The organism is Rhodococcus sp. C26F (assembly GCF_053345925.1).
The window spans coordinates 23262-42175 of record NZ_JBKFBA010000007.1 but is presented as its reverse complement, the minus strand read 5'-3'; the positions used below and the strand labels follow the sequence as shown (position 1 = coordinate 42175).

At 67.0% G+C, this 18914-nt stretch carries 16 protein-coding genes and 1 pseudogene; 9 read left to right on the top strand and 8 right to left on the bottom strand.

Annotation, left to right across the window (positions count from 1 at the left end; all coding sequences use genetic code 11):
* Positions 1-35: 35 nt before the first annotated feature.
* On the bottom strand, positions 36-1256 hold the full coding sequence (locus tag ACLBYD_RS10795) for a CynX/NimT family MFS transporter (RefSeq protein ID WP_447816432.1): 1221 nt from the start codon (positions 1254-1256) through the stop codon (positions 36-38).
* An 11-nt stretch (positions 1257-1267) separates the two neighbouring features.
* On the opposite strand from ACLBYD_RS10795, the gene ACLBYD_RS10790 reads away from it, so the two are divergent.
* Positions 1268-1933, top strand: coding sequence for a FadR/GntR family transcriptional regulator (locus ACLBYD_RS10790; RefSeq protein ID WP_447816431.1), 666 nt, complete (start codon positions 1268-1270; stop codon positions 1931-1933).
* A 9-nt stretch (positions 1934-1942) separates the two neighbouring features.
* Here ACLBYD_RS10790 and ACLBYD_RS10785 read toward each other — a convergent pair whose 3' ends face one another.
* Positions 1943-2302 (bottom strand): hypothetical protein, encoded by a 360-nt coding sequence (locus ACLBYD_RS10785; RefSeq protein WP_060654405.1) that lies wholly within the window; start codon positions 2300-2302, stop codon positions 1943-1945.
* 82 nt (positions 2303-2384) lie between these two features.
* On the opposite strand from ACLBYD_RS10785, the gene ACLBYD_RS10780 reads away from it, so the two are divergent.
* The 3 genes from ACLBYD_RS10780 to mreB all read left to right on the top strand — a co-directional run bounded on the left by ACLBYD_RS10780 (position 2385) and on the right by mreB (position 4591).
* Complete coding sequence (locus ACLBYD_RS10780) at positions 2385-2936, top strand: helix-turn-helix domain-containing protein (RefSeq protein WP_060654406.1); 552 nt, start codon at positions 2385-2387, stop codon at positions 2934-2936.
* 140 nt (positions 2937-3076) lie between these two features.
* Positions 3077-3430, top strand: a complete 354-nt coding sequence (locus ACLBYD_RS10775; protein WP_060654408.1) for a hypothetical protein — start codon at positions 3077-3079, stop codon at positions 3428-3430.
* Positions 3431-3601: 171 nt separating this feature from the next.
* Entirely contained in the window at positions 3602-4591 is a 990-nt protein-coding gene (mreB, locus tag ACLBYD_RS10770) for a rod shape-determining protein (protein WP_060654410.1), read from the top strand.
* Between the two features lie 21 nt (positions 4592-4612).
* Here mreB and ACLBYD_RS10765 read toward each other — a convergent pair.
* The 3 genes and pseudogenes from ACLBYD_RS10765 to ACLBYD_RS10755 form a co-directional block, all read right to left on the bottom strand.
* A pseudogene (locus ACLBYD_RS10765) lies at positions 4613-7460 on the bottom strand (FtsW/RodA/SpoVE family cell cycle protein).
* Positions 7420-8520, bottom strand: a complete 1101-nt coding sequence (locus ACLBYD_RS10760) for a hypothetical protein (RefSeq protein WP_447816430.1) — start codon at positions 8518-8520, stop codon at positions 7420-7422. Before ACLBYD_RS10760 ends, ACLBYD_RS10765 begins: the two are co-directional and overlap by 41 nt.
* Positions 8521-8856: 336 nt before the next feature.
* Positions 8857-9594: a hypothetical protein gene (locus tag ACLBYD_RS10755; RefSeq protein ID WP_447816429.1), complete on the bottom strand. Its 738-nt coding sequence runs from the start codon at positions 9592-9594 to the stop codon at positions 8857-8859.
* A gap of 109 nt (positions 9595-9703) precedes the next feature.
* On the opposite strand from ACLBYD_RS10755, the gene ACLBYD_RS10750 reads away from it, so the two are divergent.
* The 3 genes from ACLBYD_RS10750 to ACLBYD_RS10740 all read left to right on the top strand — a co-directional run bounded on the left by ACLBYD_RS10750 (position 9704) and on the right by ACLBYD_RS10740 (position 13440).
* Positions 9704-11248 (top strand): HD domain-containing phosphohydrolase, encoded by a 1545-nt coding sequence (locus ACLBYD_RS10750; RefSeq protein WP_447816428.1) that lies wholly within the window; start codon positions 9704-9706, stop codon positions 11246-11248.
* 106 nt (positions 11249-11354) lie between these two features.
* The gene (locus tag ACLBYD_RS10745; RefSeq protein ID WP_447816427.1) at positions 11355-11744 is read left to right on the top strand and encodes a hypothetical protein; all 390 of its coding nucleotides are present in this window, start codon (positions 11355-11357) and stop codon (positions 11742-11744) included.
* A gap of 181 nt (positions 11745-11925) precedes the next feature.
* Positions 11926-13440, top strand: a complete 1515-nt coding sequence (locus ACLBYD_RS10740) for an aldehyde dehydrogenase family protein (protein WP_447816426.1) — start codon at positions 11926-11928, stop codon at positions 13438-13440.
* Positions 13441-13455: 15 nt separating this feature from the next.
* On the opposite strand, the gene ACLBYD_RS10735 is transcribed toward ACLBYD_RS10740, so the two are convergent.
* The 3 genes from ACLBYD_RS10735 to ACLBYD_RS10725 form a co-directional block, all read right to left on the bottom strand.
* On the bottom strand, positions 13456-13845 hold the full coding sequence (locus tag ACLBYD_RS10735) for a PPOX class F420-dependent oxidoreductase (RefSeq protein WP_447816425.1): 390 nt from the start codon (positions 13843-13845) through the stop codon (positions 13456-13458).
* Between the two features lie 23 nt (positions 13846-13868).
* The gene (locus tag ACLBYD_RS10730; protein ID WP_447816424.1) at positions 13869-14429 is read right to left on the bottom strand and encodes a dihydrofolate reductase family protein; all 561 of its coding nucleotides are present in this window, start codon (positions 14427-14429) and stop codon (positions 13869-13871) included.
* A 123-nt stretch (positions 14430-14552) separates the two neighbouring features.
* Entirely contained in the window at positions 14553-14918 is a 366-nt protein-coding gene (locus ACLBYD_RS10725) for a VOC family protein (RefSeq protein ID WP_447816422.1), read from the bottom strand.
* A gap of 177 nt (positions 14919-15095) precedes the next feature.
* On the opposite strand from ACLBYD_RS10725, the gene ACLBYD_RS10720 reads away from it, so the two are divergent.
* The gene (locus ACLBYD_RS10720; protein WP_447816421.1) at positions 15096-16223 is read left to right on the top strand and encodes a catalase family protein; all 1128 of its coding nucleotides are present in this window, start codon (positions 15096-15098) and stop codon (positions 16221-16223) included.
* 66 nt (positions 16224-16289) lie between these two features.
* The gene (locus ACLBYD_RS10715) at positions 16290-18884 is read left to right on the top strand and encodes a LuxR C-terminal-related transcriptional regulator (protein ID WP_447816420.1); all 2595 of its coding nucleotides are present in this window, start codon (positions 16290-16292) and stop codon (positions 18882-18884) included.
* Positions 18885-18914: the final 30 nt, after the last annotated feature.

Below are 18914 nucleotides of genomic sequence, written 5' to 3'. Positions count from 1 at the left end.
ACGATTTCGGTGGATCCGGCCCCGCTGAGCGGGGTCTAACCCACCGAGATCGGGCGAGCGTTCCAGCTGTCCTCGACCACCCGCGGCTTGCAGGCCTGATAGGCGCCGGTCACCAACACGGCGACGGCGACGGTCATGAAGGCGAACGAGGCCGTCCAGCCCGAGGTGAGGTCGTGGAAGACACCGAACAGCAGCGGGCCCAGGCACGCGACGGTGTAGCCGACGCCCTGGGTGAATCCCGAGAGAGCGGCGGATCCGGCATGGCTGCGGGAGCGCAGGTTGATGAGCGTCAGGGCCATCGGGAACGTGCTCGGCCCGAGTCCGAGCAGGACGATCCACAAGATGGGCGCGCTCATCGGCGCGATCCACAGACCGGCGAACGCGATGAGGAAGCACGACGCGCACGCCACGACCACGGGGAACGGATTCTCCATCCGCGCGCACAGCGACGGAGCGCCGAACGCGGAGACCAACCCGAGCAGGGCGAACAGTCCCACCATCGCGCCTCCGAAGGCGGGACTGGCTCCGGCGTCGGCGAGGATGTCCGGGATCCACGTGAACATCGAGTAGGTGACGAGCGAGGTCATGCCGAACATGCCGGCCATCCCCCAGCCCACCGGCGACCGCCACACTCTGCCGTCAGTCTTCGGGTCGACGGGAGCCACCTCCCCGGTATCGGCATTCCGATGACGCAGCAGCACCCACACCCACGGGACGGCCGCGGCGAATCCGACGAGCGCCCACACCCCGAGCGAGACGCGCCAGCCGAAGGCGTCGGCGAGGGGAACCGCGACGAAAGCGGGCACGATGGTGCTCAGCTGCACGCCGACGATGTATACCGAGCTGACGAGTGCCAGCGTGTCGGAGAAGTAGCGCTTGACCAGAGGAGGGATGACGACGTTGCCGATGCCCATCCCACCGAGCGCGAGACCCGACAGGAGCAGCAGCGACCACGTGTCGGTCATGAGCGCGCGGGTCGCCATGCCCACGCCGGCCATGAGCATCGCGATCAGCGCGGTGCGTTCGAGTCCCCATCGTCGGCCGAGCGCCGGGGTGGCGAGTCCGAAGATTGCGAACATCGCGGTCGGGATCATGCCGAAGACACCGACGACCGTGGACGAGAAGCCGATCTCCTCACTGATCTGCGCGGCGAGCGGGCTGAACGAGGTGACCGCAAGTCTCAGCACGAGGGCCGACATCGCGATCGCACAGAACACCAGCAGCCGGCCACGCAGAAGACTCACACCGGAAATCATAGGATGATGGGATGACTTTGGGAAAACCTGTTCAGCGGACGAACCTGATCGAGCAGGTCACCGAGCAGTTGCGCAGTGAGATCTGCAGCGGTCGCTGGAAGGTGGGCGAGAAGGTCCCCACCGAACCGCAGCTGTGCGAGTTCACCGGCACGGGACGCAACACCGTCCGCGAGGCCGTGCAGGCACTCGTCCATACCGGCATGCTCGAACGCCGGCAGGGCTCGGGCACCTATGTCATTGCGACCTCCGACGTCACCGGCACCCTCGGCAAATACTTCGCCACCGCCCACGAACGCGACGTCCTCGAACTGCGGCAGGCACTCGACGTCACCGCCGCCGTCCTGGCCGCGCGACGACGCACCCCCGACGACGTGGCCCGGCTCGAGCAGTTGCTCGCCGAACGCAACCGGCTGTTCGCCGGATCCGACACCGACGCCGCGGTGGCCGCCGACGTCGCCTTGCACCGCGGCATCGTCGAGGCCAGCCACAACGCGGTGTACCTCGAGTTCTACGACTCGCTGCTCCCGCCGATCCGGCGGACCATCGACCGGCACGTCCGCGTCACCGGTCTCGGCTTCGAACCGGAACACACCGCTCTGGTCGCCGCCGTGATCGCCGGCGACGAGAACGCGACCGTGGAGGCGGCGCGGGCCCTGTTCGCGGAACTCACCGACTGAGGCCGCCGCTCATCGGACCCCGGCCGAGCGCAGGGCGTCCGCGAGGGTGTACGCCTCCGGAGAGCTCAGGAGAAGTTCGCCGAACTCGACGCCCGGGCCACCCAGCGCGACACGCAGCACCGGATGACCTCGCTTCATGGCGACCAGGCGCTTGATGCCGCGCGGGTGCCGGAAGGTGCCCACCTTCAAGAAGCCGGAGATCACCATGCCCGATCTGATGCCGAGGATCTCGGACGTCCATCCCGGAAGGACCTCCACGCCGGTGATCGCCGAGATCGGCACCTCCATCGCGGATCGGCGGACCATGAAGGCTTCCCACCGAGAGAAGGACAGGTGGAGGGTTGCGTTGTCGTATGTCGTTTCGGCCATGACGTCGGACCTTCCGTCGACGGTAAACTGGCTACAGCACTGAGAACATTATCACGGTGATAACAATGATGGGTAGGTACCGATGGCGAAGACGTCCCCGATCGCGGAAGTCGTGCTGCATCCGGTTCGACTGCGGATCGTGCAGCAACTCGGAGGACGGCAGCTGACCACGAGCGAACTCCGGTCGGCACTACCCGACGTCACCCAGGCCACGCTCTACCGGCACGTCGCAGCATTGATCGACGCCGAGATCGTCACCGTCGTCGACGAACGTCGCGTGCGTGGAACCGTAGAACGCACCCTCGCGCTCGGTGACCGCATGGCACACGTCGGCCACGACGACCTCGCGGCGATGAGCGACGCCGAACTGCGCAATGCCTTCGTCACCTTCCTGGGTGCGCTCGGCGAGAGCTTCGACAAGTTCATCGGGGACGACGATCGGAGCCTGCGGGACTATCTGGGTTTCGGGACCACCCCGCTCTATGTCACGACCGACGATCTCGCGGAGATCCAGAGCAGGCTCGCCGACATCCTCGCCCCGTATCGCACGGATACCGGTGACGACCGAATGCGCATCACCCTGACGACCGCGGTGATACCGGCTCCTCCCAGCACTGCTTCCGAAGAGGGGTAGAGGCCGGCAGAGGAGTAGACCTCAGCGGAACTCGTCGACGTGCGCACCGGCCCACTGCGCGAAGATCGTCGTGGGCCGGCCGAAGTCGAACCGATGTCGGACGGTTACGCCTTCCCGTACCGTGTCTGCGGGAGGTAGACATGACAATTGCCGGTTCACTGTTCCGTCTCGCAGGTCCCTTCAACTCCATGGTCATGGGAGCCGCCGGTCTACCCGTCATCGGTAACCGGATCCGTAACTATGTCGCACCGATCACGTACACGGGTCGAAAATCCGGCAGGAAGATCACGTTGCCGATCAGTTACCGACGTTCGGGCGACTCCGTGACGATCGGCGTCGCGATGCCCGACGAGAAGTCCTGGTGGCGCAACTTTCTCGGCGCCGGTGCTCCCATGAGCATCCAACTCGACGACAAGGGACGCACCGGCCACGCCGTCGCGACACGCGACGAACGCGGTCGCGTCGAGGTTGTGCTGCAACTCGATCCCGCCTGATCCGGTCATCCGAGACGAGTGGGGCACTCAGCGGCACAACGCGCCATATCATTCCGGTGAACAACGCGCGTAAGGGAATTCGGCGGCGGTAACCTGAGCGGTACACGACATCATCACGATGCCGCTGGACACCATCCGGAAAATTTCGCTGGGATCCTCTCGGAGGCCGACGTGCGTGGATTCGGTATCGATCTCGGAACAGCCAACACCGTCGTCGGAACGCCCGACGAGGGCATAGTCCTCAACGAACCGTCACTGATGATGGTTCGGACGAAGGAACCGCGCCGCGCGCTCGCGATCGGCAAGGAGGCGAGCGACCTCGTCGACCGCACACCCGGTGGGATCACCCCCGTCCACCCGATACGCGACGGGGTGATCGTCGATCTCGAAACGGCACGGACATTCGTCACGGCCGTGCTCGCCCAGCTCGCCCCGCGCCGCCGCTACGGCATCCGGCCCGTGGGCGTCATCGCAGCTCCCGCCGGGGCCACGCCGCTCGAGCGTCGTGCGCTGCTCGAGGTCGGACACGAGGCCGGCCTGCGGAAGGTCGGGTTGATTCCCGAGCCGGTCGCCGGTGCCATCGGTTGCGGGATCGACCCGCTCGAGCCCCGAACCCATCTCGTCGTCGACATCGGCGGTGGCACTTCGGAAGTCACCGCTCTCTGCTACGGCGGTGTCCTGTCGCACCGCAGCTGCCGCATCGCCGGGGACGACCTGACGAGCGCGATCCTCCGGTATCTCCGCGCGGAACACCAGATCATCGTCGGCGAACTCACCGCCGAGCGCGCCAAGGTGGGTGCGCCCGAGACCGCCGACGAACGGTCGCTCGTGGTCGAGGGTCGCGACGCCGCGACCGGCCGCGCGCGTCTGGTGACGCTCGAGACCGAGGAGATCATGGATGCGGTTCGGCCCACCACGACGAGCATCGTGCAGACGCTGTCGAGCTGCCTGGACGACCTGCCGCCGCGCGCGATCAGCGACGTGATGGCCGAAGGCATTCTGGCGATCGGCGGCGGATCGATGCTGCGTGGCGTGCCGCAACTGCTCGAGGAGGCCTTCGGCCTGCCGGTGAAGACCGCCGAGCGGCCGCTCACCTGCGTCGCCGAGGGCGCGACCTCGTGCATCGAGCACGCCGACGTGATCGCCGCCTACGCCGCCTGACCCCTCGGCCGCCCGACCCACTCAGGGATTCGGCGTCCGGAGCTGTGCGAGGTAACGCTCGAGCAGACCCTTGACGACCGGTCCCGAGGTGGCCGATCCGAAGCCGCCGCCGCGCACCAGCGCCGTCACCACCACCTCCGGCGACTCGGCGGGCACCACCGCGGAGAACCACGCGTTGAGTCCCTTGCCCGGCGCCGACGGATCCTCTGCCGTGCCGGTCTTGGCGGCGGCCGTGACCGGCAGGCTCGCGAGCTGACCGGNCCGACGCCGACGCCCGCATGCCCGCGCGCACCGGTTCGAGCTTGTCGGCGAACGACAACGGCCGCGGTTTCTCGGTAGGAATCGGGACCGCGTCGCCGGGGCCGTAGGCGGCAGCGAGCTTCGGCGTCACCATCTGCCCCGACGCGATACCCGCCGTCCACCGCGCGACCTGGATGGGGGTTGCCGTGACGGTGCCCTGGCCGATACCCATGAGCAGGGTCGAACCCGGATACCAGGCACCTCCGATGCTCTCGACGTTGTCCGGGGTACCGAGGAAGCCTGCGGACTCGGCCGGCAGATCGATTCCCGAGGGGGCACCCGCGCCGAGCTCGGAAGCGATCTGCGCGATGCGGTAGGGACCGAGAAGGTCGGCCAGTTGGTAGAAGTAGACGTTGTCGGACCACTGGATCGCCCCGAGCAGGTTGTTCGGGCCCATCGGCTGCCAATTGGCGAAGGTGTGACCGCCGTAGGTGTAGGCCGCACCACCCGCCAGGAAGGCATCCGGGGACAGCACGTCGAACGCCGCGTTCGTCGACGCTGTGACGATCTTGAACGTCGACCCCGGTGGCGCTGCCGTCTGCACCGCGTGGTTGAGCATGCGGCCCGGACCCGATGCCGCGGTCTGCGCCGCGATCGCGGCGAGGTCGGCCGGGGGTCCGTAGACGTTGTTGTCGTAGCCGGGAACGCTGGCCAGCGCCAGCACCGCGCCGGTGCGGGCGTCCATCACGACCGCCGCGCCCAGGTCGCCTCCGCTGGTGCGCACCGTCTGCGCGAGCGCATCGGTCGCGGCCTGCTGCATGCCGAGATCGAGGTGCAATCGCAGGTCGTGGCCGCGGATCGGATCCACCCGCTCCCCCGTGCCCACCGGGCGCCCGGACGGGTCGACGTAGACGCACTGCCTGCCGTCGACGCCGCGCAGCAACGCGTCGTACTGCCGCTCGAGCCCGGCCTTGCCGACCCGTGATCCGAGCGCGAGTGTCGGCCACAGCTCCATGTCCTGCTCGTCCGCGATCCCGACGTATCCGAGGAGCGACGCCAGCATCTCCCCGTGCGGGTACTGTCTGCGGCCCGTCGGGTAGACGAGCACCCAGGGCAGCCGAGCGTCCACGATCGCCCGGGCCTGTTCGGGCCCGACACGTCCCAGCACGACCTGGATCTCCCCGCTGGTACTGCTCCGCAGTTCCTCGTCGAGCTTCTCCGGGGGCATGCCGAGCAGCGCGGCGAGCTCGTAGCGCGCCGACGGGGCACCTTCGGCGAACATCCGGGCGACCACGGCGACGGTGTACTCGGCGACGTTGGTCGCGACGGGAACGCCGGTCCGGTCGAGGATCTGGCCGCGCTCGGCGGGCAGGCGGATGCAGCGGAGCATTTGGGTATCGCTCGTCGCGCGGAACTCGGTGCCGTGCTCGGTCTGCATCTGCCACGCGAACACCGACATCGCGGCGAGCGAGGCCGTCAGCGTCAGCGCACCCACCGACACTCCTCGCGGCAGACGCCGCTTCTTGGGCTCGGTCACCCACAGCGGCCGGGTCACCCCGTCGCGGCGCACTGCGAGCACCAACCCGATCGAGACGAACCCGATGATCGAGGCGGTGCCTCCGTAGCTGAAAATCGGGATCGGCATGCCGGTGTGCGGCAGCAGCGACAGGCTCTGGGCCACCGACACCACGGTGTGCAGCCCGAACACACCGCCGATGCCCGCTGCGACGAGTGCCGCCTCCCGGGTGCGTGCGACGCGGGCGGCGACCACGGAACGCCACACGATGATCACGACAGCCGCCACCACGGCGATGCCGGCGACCAGACCCCACCCGTACACGAGACTCGCGAAGGCGAGGTCGTGTTCCGATTCGGGGAGGTACTGGGCCCGCAGGTCGTAGTCCGGTTCGCGGCCGAGGCCCCACCACCCCGCACTGCCGATCGCGATGTCCGCCTGCCATGCGGCCCAACCCGATCCCTGCGGGTCGGCGTCGTTCGACAGGAAGACGTGGATCCGCTCGAGCTGATACGGACGCAGGAACAGCACGGCCATCGGCAACGAGGCGAGCCCGAGCGCGAACAGCGGGAACAGCGACCGCAGCGGGACTCTCGCCAGGATCAGCATGAGCAGCACGGTCGCCACGAGCACCACGGCGGTCGAAAGGTCGGGTTGCAGCGCCACCAGGGCGATCGGCACCGCCGACACGATCAGGACACCGACGAACCTGCCGAGCGTGTATCCGCCGGCCAGTATCGCGGCGGGAACCATGACCAAAGCGAGCTTGGCGATCTCGGAGGGCTGCAGGGTGAACACGCCGAGATCGAGCCAGCGTTGAGCGCCCTTGGTCGCGATACCCACCAGCGGCACCGCTGCGAGGAGGACCACCGAGGCGGTGAACAGCGCCCACCCGAAACGGCCCAGAGCGGCGATCCGCATGCGCGACGTCACCCACATCGCACCGATCCCCACGGCGGCGAGCAGGGCGTGACGCACTGCGAGCGACGACATGCCCGTCGAGATCATGTTGAGCATGCCGAGAGCGACCAGTGCGACGGCCGCCGTGACGAGCCAGGGATCGGATGGGTGCCTATCCGCCGTCACGAGAGCCCCCGGGCACGCAGGCGGCATTCTCGGTGGGAACGTACACCGGCTCGGACGCGGCCGCTGCAGGAACGGTGGTGACCGCGGCGACGGCGAGTGCCGACCCGGGTGGCATGTCGACGCTTCCGATGCCGTAGGCCTCCGGGCTTCCCGCCGGCACCGGCAGGGTGATCGCCCCGCCCGGCAGTGTCACGCCCGTACATCGGTCGTAGACGGTCAGATTCCACGTGACCGCACCGATATTCGCCGCGGGGTCGAGCCCGACGTCGACGCGGACGGTGCACGATCGTCCCGGCTCGCACGGACCGTTCGCGAAGCTCGCGGCGACCTGCGTGATCGGTCCGGCGTTCGCGGGAAGACCGGTGTCGACGGGACCCGGCACGCCCGCCTCTGGTGCCGCTTCGGGCACCGGTGGCGGTGGTGAGACCGGATCGATCCGGTCGTCCATCGACGAGTCCACCGGGTCGAGAAGGGTGTGCCAGCCCCGATTCAGCTCCGACCACGCTGCGGGAGCTACCCACGCCAGCCCGACGAGCGCGATGATCGCGACCAGCGCGATGACCGTCCGGCGTCGCGGCAGCCGTCGCTTCTTGCGATGCCACACCGTCCCGGCCGGCGGGCGACGTCGATTCGGGACGAAGGTCCTCTCTTCCGTCACGCGCGGCACGTCTGCCCGTTCCGCCGTACCGTCCACCGGACGAGCATGCCCCTTCACCACCGAGACGAGCGCGGCGATCTGCGATCGTTTCCTTCCTACCTCGGTTTCATCGAATTCGGTTGCGGCAGCATAACGAACGCGTCTCGCCAGGCCGACGAGATCCGACGACTCGGCGATCGCCGCGTCCACCCTCTCCTCGAGCGCTTCGTTGCGGCAGTTCGTCACGATTCGGCGAAGAAGTCCGGCCGTCGCGTCGCGCACCTCGTCCCAGGAGCCCGCGTTCTTGACGCAGTCGATGGTGAGCTGACCATCCTCGGACACCATCACGGCGTCGCCTCGGAGGCGGATCGGATGGTGGCCCCGGGTGTGCGCGAGTTCGAGTTGATCGACCGTATCGGTGACGAGCAGCGCGGCCTGCGCAGGCGTCAAAGTCGCTACGGCAAGCAGTCTTCCGAGTTCTACGCCGCCCCCTGCGTCGTCGTCCGTCCGTGTGGGCGGGACGGATCGAACCTCGACGGGCTCGTAGTCTCTCGCATGGATTCCCAAGACTGCTTCGATCATCGCGCATCCCGAAAACGCCAGGCCTCCCGCAGGTGTCAGCAGACCGGAGCGGGCGGGTGAATTGACCTTGAATTGCCTTTCCCACTTGACGACTCGTTACCGAAATCCATTGTGTGTCATTTGCGCAAGAGTTGCCTCGACTTTCGAACGAAACCTTGCGGCACTTCTGCCCCAGAGGCTGTTACCGCCGGGAACACCCACCGATCACTCGCCGTCCGCATACACCGTGTCGGGACGTGCCGGGTGGTGGCGCCGGGCGTCGTACGGTTCGAGCCAGACCTGCACCGTCGCGAACAATCCCCGCTGCGGGAGCCGGAAGTCGCCGAAGCGGTCCTGCTGGGTCAGTGGACCTTCCGGTCCGAGATCCACTCCACGGACGACGGCACGCTCGGTGTGCGCGGCCCACAGTTGCCGCGGGTTGGCCCGGAACCACTGCCCGTTCGGCAGGTGCCCACCGAGTCGCATCCGGCCGGCGCCGAGCACCGGTCCGGCGACGCGACCCATCGCGGCCAGCACCGTCGGACTGTGCCAGAGGGCGTCGGGCATCAGACTGCCCGCCGCGTTCATGACGGTGGTCGCCCGCGAGGTGGTCATCCGGAGGTCCCACTCCAGTTCGGTACCGACCGTCACGTGCAGGTCGGCCGGGCCGGTCCACTCGGCGCGCACGTCGGTCTGCTCGGTTCGGCTCAGCGCGCGACCGAGATAGCGCGGGCAGCTCAGCTCGGCCGGGACGTCGCTGTACACCGTCCATGTGCCGTCCGGGTCGCGATGCCATACCGATGTGAAGCCGTCGCCGATGCTGTTGGTCGGGAATCTGCGCAGCGCGAGATAGTGGCCGCTCGCGAACGGCGCGCCGATCACGGCGTAGCCGGCGAAACGCTCTCCGGAAACCCGGGGCAGTTCGCAGGACTGCTGGGCGGCTGCGTGCGGGGTGATGGTCATGTCGTCCTCCTCGATTGCGGGTACTTCGATCCTGTGCTCGCGGCGTCCGCACGTCATGAGGCCGCTGCCTCATCTTTCGGACCGGGCATCGTGCGAGGACACTGATTCCATGACGTCCACGGGTGACGGTCCGCGACGGGCGGAACTGGTCGCCGCGCTGTCCCTCGCCATCGATCTGGGTCTCGGTCAGCCGATGGAGCACATGCTGCGCTCGGCAGTGATCGCCACGCGCATCGCCGACCGGATGGGACTGAGCGCCGACCAGCGGGACGTCGTCTTCTACGCCAACCTGGTGGCCTGGATCGGATGCCACGCGGACTCCCACGAACTGGCTCGGATGTTCGGCGACGACATCGCGTTCCGCGCCGATACCTACGCGGTGGACATGACGGGACTCCCCTTCTTCCGCATGCTGATGGGGCACAGCGGGCGGGGACTGCCGTACGCCGAGCGCTTCCTCCACGCCACGGCCTTCCTGTTCACCGCGCGCCGGCAGGTGTCCGATCTCATCCGGTCCCACTGCGGGTCCGCAAGTGTTCTCTCCGATCGCGTCGGGCTGGACCCTCGGGTGAGCGCGATGCTGACCTTCACCTTCGAGCGCTGGGACGGTGCGGGGCTACCTTCTGGCGTTCGCGGTGACGAGATTCCTGTCGAGATGCAGATCGTGCAGTTGGCCGACGTCGCCGAGGTGTACGTCCGTCTCGGTGGGTCCGCGCAGGCGGTCACTGTCGCTCGTGCGCGAAGCGGAACCCAGTTCGGCCCGCGCGTGGCGCAGGTGTTCGTCGACGACGTCGACGCCATCACGGCGGGTGTGCTCGAACAGGACGCGTGGTCTACGGCGCTCGCGCAGGCATCCGATCACGACTACACCCTGAGCAGACCCGAGCTGGACGAGATGTTGCGTGCGATGGCGGATTTCGTCGACCTCAAATGTCCTTACCTGTTGGGGCATTCGAGACGCGTGGCGGATCTGGCGGCGGCCGCGGGCCGGCATCGCGGACTTCCGGTCGCGGAGGTCGAACTCCTCTACCGCGCGGGTCTCGTGCACGGACTGGGGCGGATGGGTGTGCCCAATCAGATCTGGGAGAAGGTCGGTCCGCTCACCACCGCGGAATGGGAGCGGGTCCGCTTGTATCCGTATCTGACCGGACGGATCCTCAGCCGCGTCGGTGGGCTGGAGGCCGTCGTCGCCGTCGCTGTGACGCACCGCGAGCGACTCGACGGCTCCGGATATCCCGGCGGACTCCGGGCCGCCGACCTGGGCGTGACGGCGCGGATCCTCGTCGCGGCGGAAACCTACCAGCGGCTACGAGAACCTCGACCGCACCGTAGAGCTCTGACGGCCGAGGCCACGGCCGCCCGGATGTGCCGCGACGCACAAGCAGGCCGGTTCGACACGGAAGCGGTCGAGGCCGTGCTGCTCGCGGCGGGGCACCCGACGAAGCGACGCGCGCCCTGGCCTGCGGGACTGACGGGTCGCGAGGTGGAGATCCTCAGACTCGTCGCTCTGGGTTATTCGAACCGGCAGATCGCCGACGAGCTGGGTATCGCCCACAAGACGACCCGCAATCACGTCGAGCACGTGTACACCAAGCTCGACGTCCACAACCGCACCCAAGCAGGACTCGCCGCGATCGACCTCGGTCTGAGCTGATTAATGTGGACTCAGCCCCGCTATCCGGGGTCGAACCCACCCGAATCGGTTCCGGTACATCGTCCACTTCGTCCGTTACGTTCACTCCATGAAGACGCTCCGGGCCGTGTCGATCGTCTCGGTGTTGTGCACAGTAGGGATGCTGCTCTTCGTCGTGCCTCAACTGTTCGTGTCCGGTGTGGTCGAGCTCGGTCCGTATTTCGGACTTCTGGTGGCGCTTCCGACACTGATCGGATTGCCCTGTTCCTTCGTCGGAGCCGTCGTCGGCATGGCCTGTGTTTTTCAGCAACGCACCCGCGGAGGCGCGACGGCCCTCATGGCGCTCGGTCACGTGACAACAGTGGCCTTAGCCGCGGCCATCGTGGTGTGGGCATTCGGCTTCGCGTCGACCGGCTGGGAGCTGATCGCTTTGCCTACGGCTCTGATGATCGGTCAGGTGATAGCGGCGGCGGGTTTGATCGTGGCATACAAGCAGCGGGGATCGGTACCGGCCTGATCTTGTTTATGTGGTTTCAGCCCCGCTATCCGGGGTCGCAGCCACACAAATCGGTTCCGGTACATCATCTGGACTGTCTAGGAACCGCGGGGATACGCTTCTTCTTGGCGCCGCATCGAGTATCCGCCCACTAGACCACGCCGTTAGGTCCGACGTGATCTCGACGAAGGATGCGTTCGCCATGAGCCACGACATCGAAGCACCCGCGCTGTCCGACGCCACCGAGTCCGATCACATGTTCACCAGTGTCGATCCGCGCGACGGGACCACCCTGGGCATGTATCGCATCACCAATGCCACAGAAGTTGCGGTGGCTGTCGAGCGTGCCCACTCCGCCGCCCAGTGGTGGGACGGAATCGGTTTCCGCGGTCGACGTGAGGTTCTCCTCGAGTTCAAGAAAGCCATTGCCGCCGAGGCTGATTCACTGGCATCACTCATCTCCGCCGAAACCGGAAAGCCTCACGACGACGGTTTCGTCGAGGTGATGCTCACCGTCGAACACCTCGACTGGGCCGCAAGGAACGCCTCGAGGATTCTTCGACCACGGCGCGTCTCCTCCTCTATGCCGTCGATGAACCAGAAGGCGATCCTCGAGTATCTGCCTCTCGGCGTCGTCGGAGTGATCGGCCCATGGAACTTCCCCGCATTCACTCCGATGGGCTCGATCTCCTACGCACTCGCTGCAGGCAACGCGGTGGTGTTCAAGCCGTCCGAACTGACACCCGGAGTCGGTACCTGGTTCGAGACGACGTGGAATTCTGTGGTCCCCGACCATCCGGTCCTGCAGGTGATCACCGGCTTCGGCGACACGGGCGCGTCGCTCGCACGTGCCGGCGTCGACAAGATCGCCTTCACCGGCTCCGGTGCCACGGCACGGAAGGTGATGGCCGTATGCGCCGAGACGTTGACGCCCATGGTCGCCGAATGCGGCGGTAAGGACGCCGTGATCGTCGCCGAGGACGCCGACCTCGACAAGGCTGCGGAAGCTGCTGCGTTCGGCACGGTCCTGAACGCAGGACAGGCATGCGCGAGTGTCGAACGAATCTATGTCGCCGAACCGGTTTACCAGCAGTTCGTCGACAAACTTACCGCTGCCCTCTCCCGCGCCCGTCCTGGCCCCGAGGACACCGCCACGTACGGTCCGATGACGTTGCCGCGACAGGTCGAGGTGGTGCGCCGTCACCTCCGCGAGGCGCTGGACCACGGTGCAACGGCCGTCATGGGCAGTCTCGATTCCGTCCGGGAGCGATATATCGAACCCGTCATCCTGCAGGACGTGCCGGACGATTCCCCCGCTGTTCAGGAGGAAACCTTCGGGCCGACCGTGGTCGTCGATCCGGTCCGCGACCTCGACGAAGCCATCGAACGGGCCAACGGCACGCACTACGGTCTGGGCGCAGCGGTGTTCACACGTCGCAAGAAGCGGGGTCTGGAGGCAGCACGCCGGATCCGTAGTGGCGCAGTCGCGGTGAACAGTGTCTTCAGTTTCGGCGCGGTACCCGCTCTTCCCTTCGGCGGTATCGGCGAGTCGGGGTTCGGCAGGATCCACGGTGCCGACGGCCTGCGCGAGTTCAGCCGGCCGCACGCGGTGACGGTGGAACGGTTCCGCGCCCCGCTGGCCCTGTTCGCGGTCGACACTCCCGAGCGGGACATGAGGATCGCGAAACGCATGTTCCGGATGCGCCACGCACGGTGATCCCGGTTGATGTACCTACAGCTCGGTGATGTCGGTCAGCTCGTAGTGCAACGTCGACGTCCGCATCAGCCGATGCGCGAGGTGGACGCCGACGTGCTGCACGACCGGGTACTTCTTGTCGATGAGCTCACCGGCGTGCTTCGACTCGTCGCCGGACAACAACCGCGCGGTCGCCTTCGCGGGTGCGCCTGTCGGCTTACCCGACCACGTGCAGGGACGGATGCGGACCTCGGGGTAGTTGTGTAACCGTTTGTTCTTCGACGCCTTACCCGGCGTGCGGAAGTAGGCGTGATCGGCTTCGACGACGAGGTTGACGGGGGTGTCCACCCATGTGCCGTCGCGCTTACGCGTCTGGAGTTGCACGACCTTCTCGTCGGCGAATCGGTTCAGAGCACTATCCGACATCGTGCTGATCCTCTGTTCGACGTTCAGTTCCGTTCGTGAAGGGCCGGGGCGTATGTCAGTTGCTGGACGCGACCGTCGAATAGTCGTGCGTCGAGGAGTTCGAGATCGAACTCCGCACCCGGCACGAACACCGGATCACGACCTCTGGTCCCCGTGATCACCGGGAAGACCGTGATCACGAGCCTGTCCACGAGCCCCGCTTCCATCAACGCCCGGTTCATCGACAAACTTCCGTGCGACCACAGCGGCACGTCCGATTCGGCCTTCAACCGCGGGATCGCCGAGACGGCATCATCCGCGACGAGCGTCGTGTTCGACCATTCCAGCGGCTCCTCGAGCGTCTTGGAGACGACGACCTTCCTTGCCGCGTTGATGAGGTCGAACGTCGGGTCGTCTCCGGACTGCACGATGCGATAGAAGTCGCGGTAGGTGTCGGCACCGAGGACAAGGATCCGATCCGCCCCGAATGCCTCCGCACGACTCTCGACGAGTTCGGGTCCTTCCTTCCCCCAATATCCGGGCCAGTCCACCGCGGTGCCGAATCCGTCGAGGCTGGTGAAGACGTCGAATGTATAGGTGGCCATGTCGATCGGACCTCCGCACGCGACGGCGCGGGCGTGCTCACGTCTGCCGCTGAGTCGAACAGTGCTGCCGGAACCACCGTAACTCGTACACCGATGTTCAGGAAAGAGGAATCGGACGCCTATCTACCGCGGGTCGTCGGAGTGGCTGACGACGTTGACGACCGTGCCGTCCGGTGCGCGCACGAAGAACCGCCGCACTCCCCACGGCTCCGTCGTCAGCGGATACACGATTTCGAACCCGCGACGCTGCGCCTCCTCGTAGGCGGCTTCCACCTCGTCGCCGACGTGGACGGAGATCGCCGAGTCCACGGGAGCACTCTCGTCACCGCTGACCAACTGGACGACGGCACGACCATCGGGAGTGGTGAACCGCGCGACCCATCCGAGGTTCATCTCTTCGACGCTCAGCCCCAGATAGTCCGTATAGAAGCTCCGCGCTCCTTCGATGTCCGGGACGTTGATGTTCGTGGTGATGCCGGTCGGACGCATGCGGTTCACTCCTTCGACGATCTTCAGTGGATTCGACCCCGCTCAGCGGGGCTGATTCCACACAAATCGGGGTGATGGGTCATCTCGAATTCGAGTACACCACTACTCACGCCCCGGGACGTCGGTCGCGCCAAACTCGTATTCACGGAACGGCAGGTCCCGACCATCGGAGAACTCATGTCTCTCACCAGTTCCACGGCCCACCCGAAACTCGCTCCTACCTTCGTCCGCTACCGCGACGACCTGGAACGCCGCGACCCCGACGAAGACGCCCTGATCGAGCGGATCGTCGAGTCGCTGCACCGCAACAACGAATGGGCGGCCGAGAAATACAAGCACGCGATCCGCGACGCCCATGCCAAAGGGCTCGGCGTCATGCGGGGAGAACTCGCCGTATATCCGAATCTTCCGCAACCGTATCGGCAGGGATTGTTCGCGAAAGCCCGGACATATCCGGTACTCATTCGCCTGTCGAGCACGGCCGGAGCGATTCGCAGCGATCAGATTCGCGGCGTCCGCGGAATGGCCATCAAAGTGATCGGCGTGACCGGCGAACGGATCGTCCCGGACGGCCACAGCACCCAGGATTTCATCCTCGTGAACAGCGATACGTTCCCGTTCGCCGATGTGCGTTCGTATGCGGGTAAGGGGATGCGACTCGCGAAGGTCCTCGCGCGTACACCCGATCCCCTGCTCCGTGCAGCCTGCGTGCTCGCCCGCGGCGCGGCGCGCGTCGCCGTTCCCCTGCACGTCCGCCTTCCGACAGGGGTGCTCCTGTTCGCGCGACCGAACACCCACGTCCTCGGCGAGACCTACCATTCGGCGGCGCCACTGCGCTACGGCGATCACGTCGCCAAGGTGTGCATCACTCCCCTGTCCGATTCGGTCAAAGCCCTCACCGGCCAACGTATTCCGAGCAGTGCGGGTGACGACGCCCATCGCCTGTCCGTCGAGAAGTTCTTCGCGCACAGCGGCGCCGACTACGAGGTTCGCGTCCAACTCTGCACCGATCCGGAGAAGATGCCGATCGAGGATGCCACCGTGCACTGGTCTGCGGACGAGTCACGGCATGTCCCGGTGGCCCGAATCCGGATTCCTCGCCAGGACACGAGCAGCAAGGCGTTGCGTGACTACGCCGAAGACGTCGTGTCGTTCAATTCGTGGACGGGGCTCGCCGCCCATCGGCCGCTGGGTTCGATCAACCGTCTCAAGCTTCGCGTGTACAACGCGTCGAGCGAATTCCGGCACCGCGTGAACGGAATCGACCGCGTGGAGCCGACCGCAATTTCCGATATTCCCGAATAGCGGAGACTGCATTTGCACTGCTCAATCCACATTTTTCCGATCCCGGCCTCCTTATACTGAGTTACCGTGGCCATCAATTGGCAGTTGATCGATCGTCCCGACGAATTCGATACGATCCGATCCCAGCTGACCGGAGACGGCCAGGGCGCCATCTTGATCGGCGCCGCGGGGGTCGGCAAGACCACGCTCGCCCACCTCGTCGCCGACTCCCTCGGCTCTCCCGTGCAGTGGGTCGCCGGGACGGAGTCCGCGCGCAGCATCCCGCTCGGTGCGTTCGCTCCGCTCGTCGATCCGTCGACGACCCGTGACGCAGTCGCCCTGGTCGGATCCGCGCGGCAGTCCCTCCTCCGACAGGGAGACATCGTGCTCGGCGTCGACGACGCGCATCTGCTCGACCAGCTGTCGGCGACCCTGCTCCAGCAGCTCGCAATCGAACACACCGTGCGGATCATCTCCACGATCCGCTCCGGCGAACCCGTCCCCGACGCCGTCACCTCGCTGTGGAAGGACGACTACCTGCAGCGCATCGAACTGCGACCGTTCACCAAGGAGGAGAGCATCCGCCTCGTCCGGTCCGTCCTCGGCGGACAGCTCGAGGAATTGAGCGCCGACGTCATGTGGGAGATGTCCGGCGGCAACGCACTGTTCCTCCGGCACCTCGTCGAAGGTGCGCTCGACGCCGGCCACCTGGTGCAGACGTCCGGGGTGTGGCAGCTCCGCGGACAGACCGCCGCAACCCCCGGGCTCGCCGAACTGCTGGAACTGCGCCTCGATCGTGCCGGACAGGAGGTCCGTGCCGCTCTCGGACCGCTCGCCCTGTGCGAGCCGCTCGACCTCGACGTCCTGCTCCGCATCGCCGGCGAGGACGCCGTGGATGCGGCCGAGCTGCGCGACCTGATCCGCATCGAACCCGACGGCTCCCGGTTCGACGTGCGGTTCAGCCACCCCCTGCTCGGCGAGGTCGTGCGGGGACGCATGGGCACCGCATCGGCCCGCAGGCTTCGCGGGCGACTCGTCGACGAACTGCAACAGCGCGGTACGAGTACCGCTGCGGAACGCATCCGCCTCGCCGAGCTCTACATGGGTAGCGACCGCACGCCCGACACCGAACTCCTCGTCACAGCGGCGCGCGACGCGGTCTCGTTGTCGAATCATCCGCTCGGTGAACGCATCGCCCGTCGCGCCTGTGAGAACGGAGGTGGAATCGCCGCTGCCGAACTGCTGGCCCGCGCGCTCCTGTGGCAGGGTCACCCCAAGCACGCCGAGAAGACACTGTCCCGGTTCGATCCGGACGGCCTGAACGAGCTCGAACTGGTCCAGTGGGGCATGCCGCAGATGTCCGTCCTGTTCTGGTCCCTCGGTGAGGTCGAGCGTGCCCACCGGGTCCTCGACCTGCTCCGCGAACGGGTCCACCATCCCGCCCTGCGAACGCTCGTCGACGCCGTGACCGCCTCGGTCGCCGTCCACGAGAACAGGCTCGACGAGGGGCTCACCCTGTCGGCCGAGGTCCTGTCCGACCCGGATGCGCTGGCACAGGCGGTCGAGTGGGCCGCGTTCAGCGCCGGCCTCGGCCTGCCGGTCATCGGCCGGGGCAGCGAGTTCGAACCCATCGCCCGCCGCTGCTTCGACATGCGCAAGTCGACCGACGGCATGATCCGCACGATGATCCGCTACGGCGACGTCGTCGCCCTCGCCCAGATCGGCGACCTGGCACTGGCCGAACAGCGGGTCGCCGAGATCTCGCACTTCTCGTCGTCCGGCCAGTACCTCGCGTGGGCGCTCTCCAAGATCATGGCCGCCGTGATCCACACGAACCGCGGGTGTTTCCCCGAGGTCGTCACGGAGATCGAACAGGCGCTGGCCGCGTTCACCGCCGAAGTACCTCTGCCGTGGCGACTGCCGGCCGCCATCCTTCTGGCCAAGGCGTACGCCGTGCTCGGACAACCCCAGCAGGCACAGCGAGTCCTCGACGCCGCCGACGAACACACCGGACTCCACACGGCGATCCACCGACCCGCACGACTCATCGCCCAATCTTGGCTGGCCGCCGCCGAGAACTCCGAGCAGCGCAGCATCGCCTTCGCCCGCGAAGCCGCCGAGGCCGCCCGCACGTCCGGGCAGTACGCCGTCGAGGCGGACGCCCTCCACGATGCCGCACGCTTCGGAGACCGCAGCGTCGCGTGCCGCCTGGCCGAACTCGTCGACCATGTCGACGGCCCGGTGGTGTCGCTCCAGGCCCGTCACGCCGCCGCGGTCGCGAAGGGCGATGCGGCCGGGTTGGACGCCGTCAGCGACGACTTCGAGAACCGGGGGCTACTACTGCACGCGGCGGATGCCGCAGCGCTCGCGGCGTCGGCCCACACCCATGACGACCACAAGCGGCAGAGCACCGAATCCGCTGCCAAGGCATTCAAACTCGCCGCCCGCTGCGGTGGGATCACGACGCCCGCGATCCAGTCTGCCGCCCACCCGCTTCCGTTGACCGCCCGTGAGCGGGAGATCGCTGCGCTCGTCGCCACGGGGCTGACGAACCGGCAGATCTCCGACCGGCTGTTCGTGTCGGTCCGCACCGTCGAAGGTCATCTCTATCGGGCGTGTATCAAGCTCGGCGTCAGCGATCGGGAACAGCTCGGGCGCTTGATGCGCAACGAGGACGAGTGACGTCAACGAGTAGTGCGCTACTCGCGACAT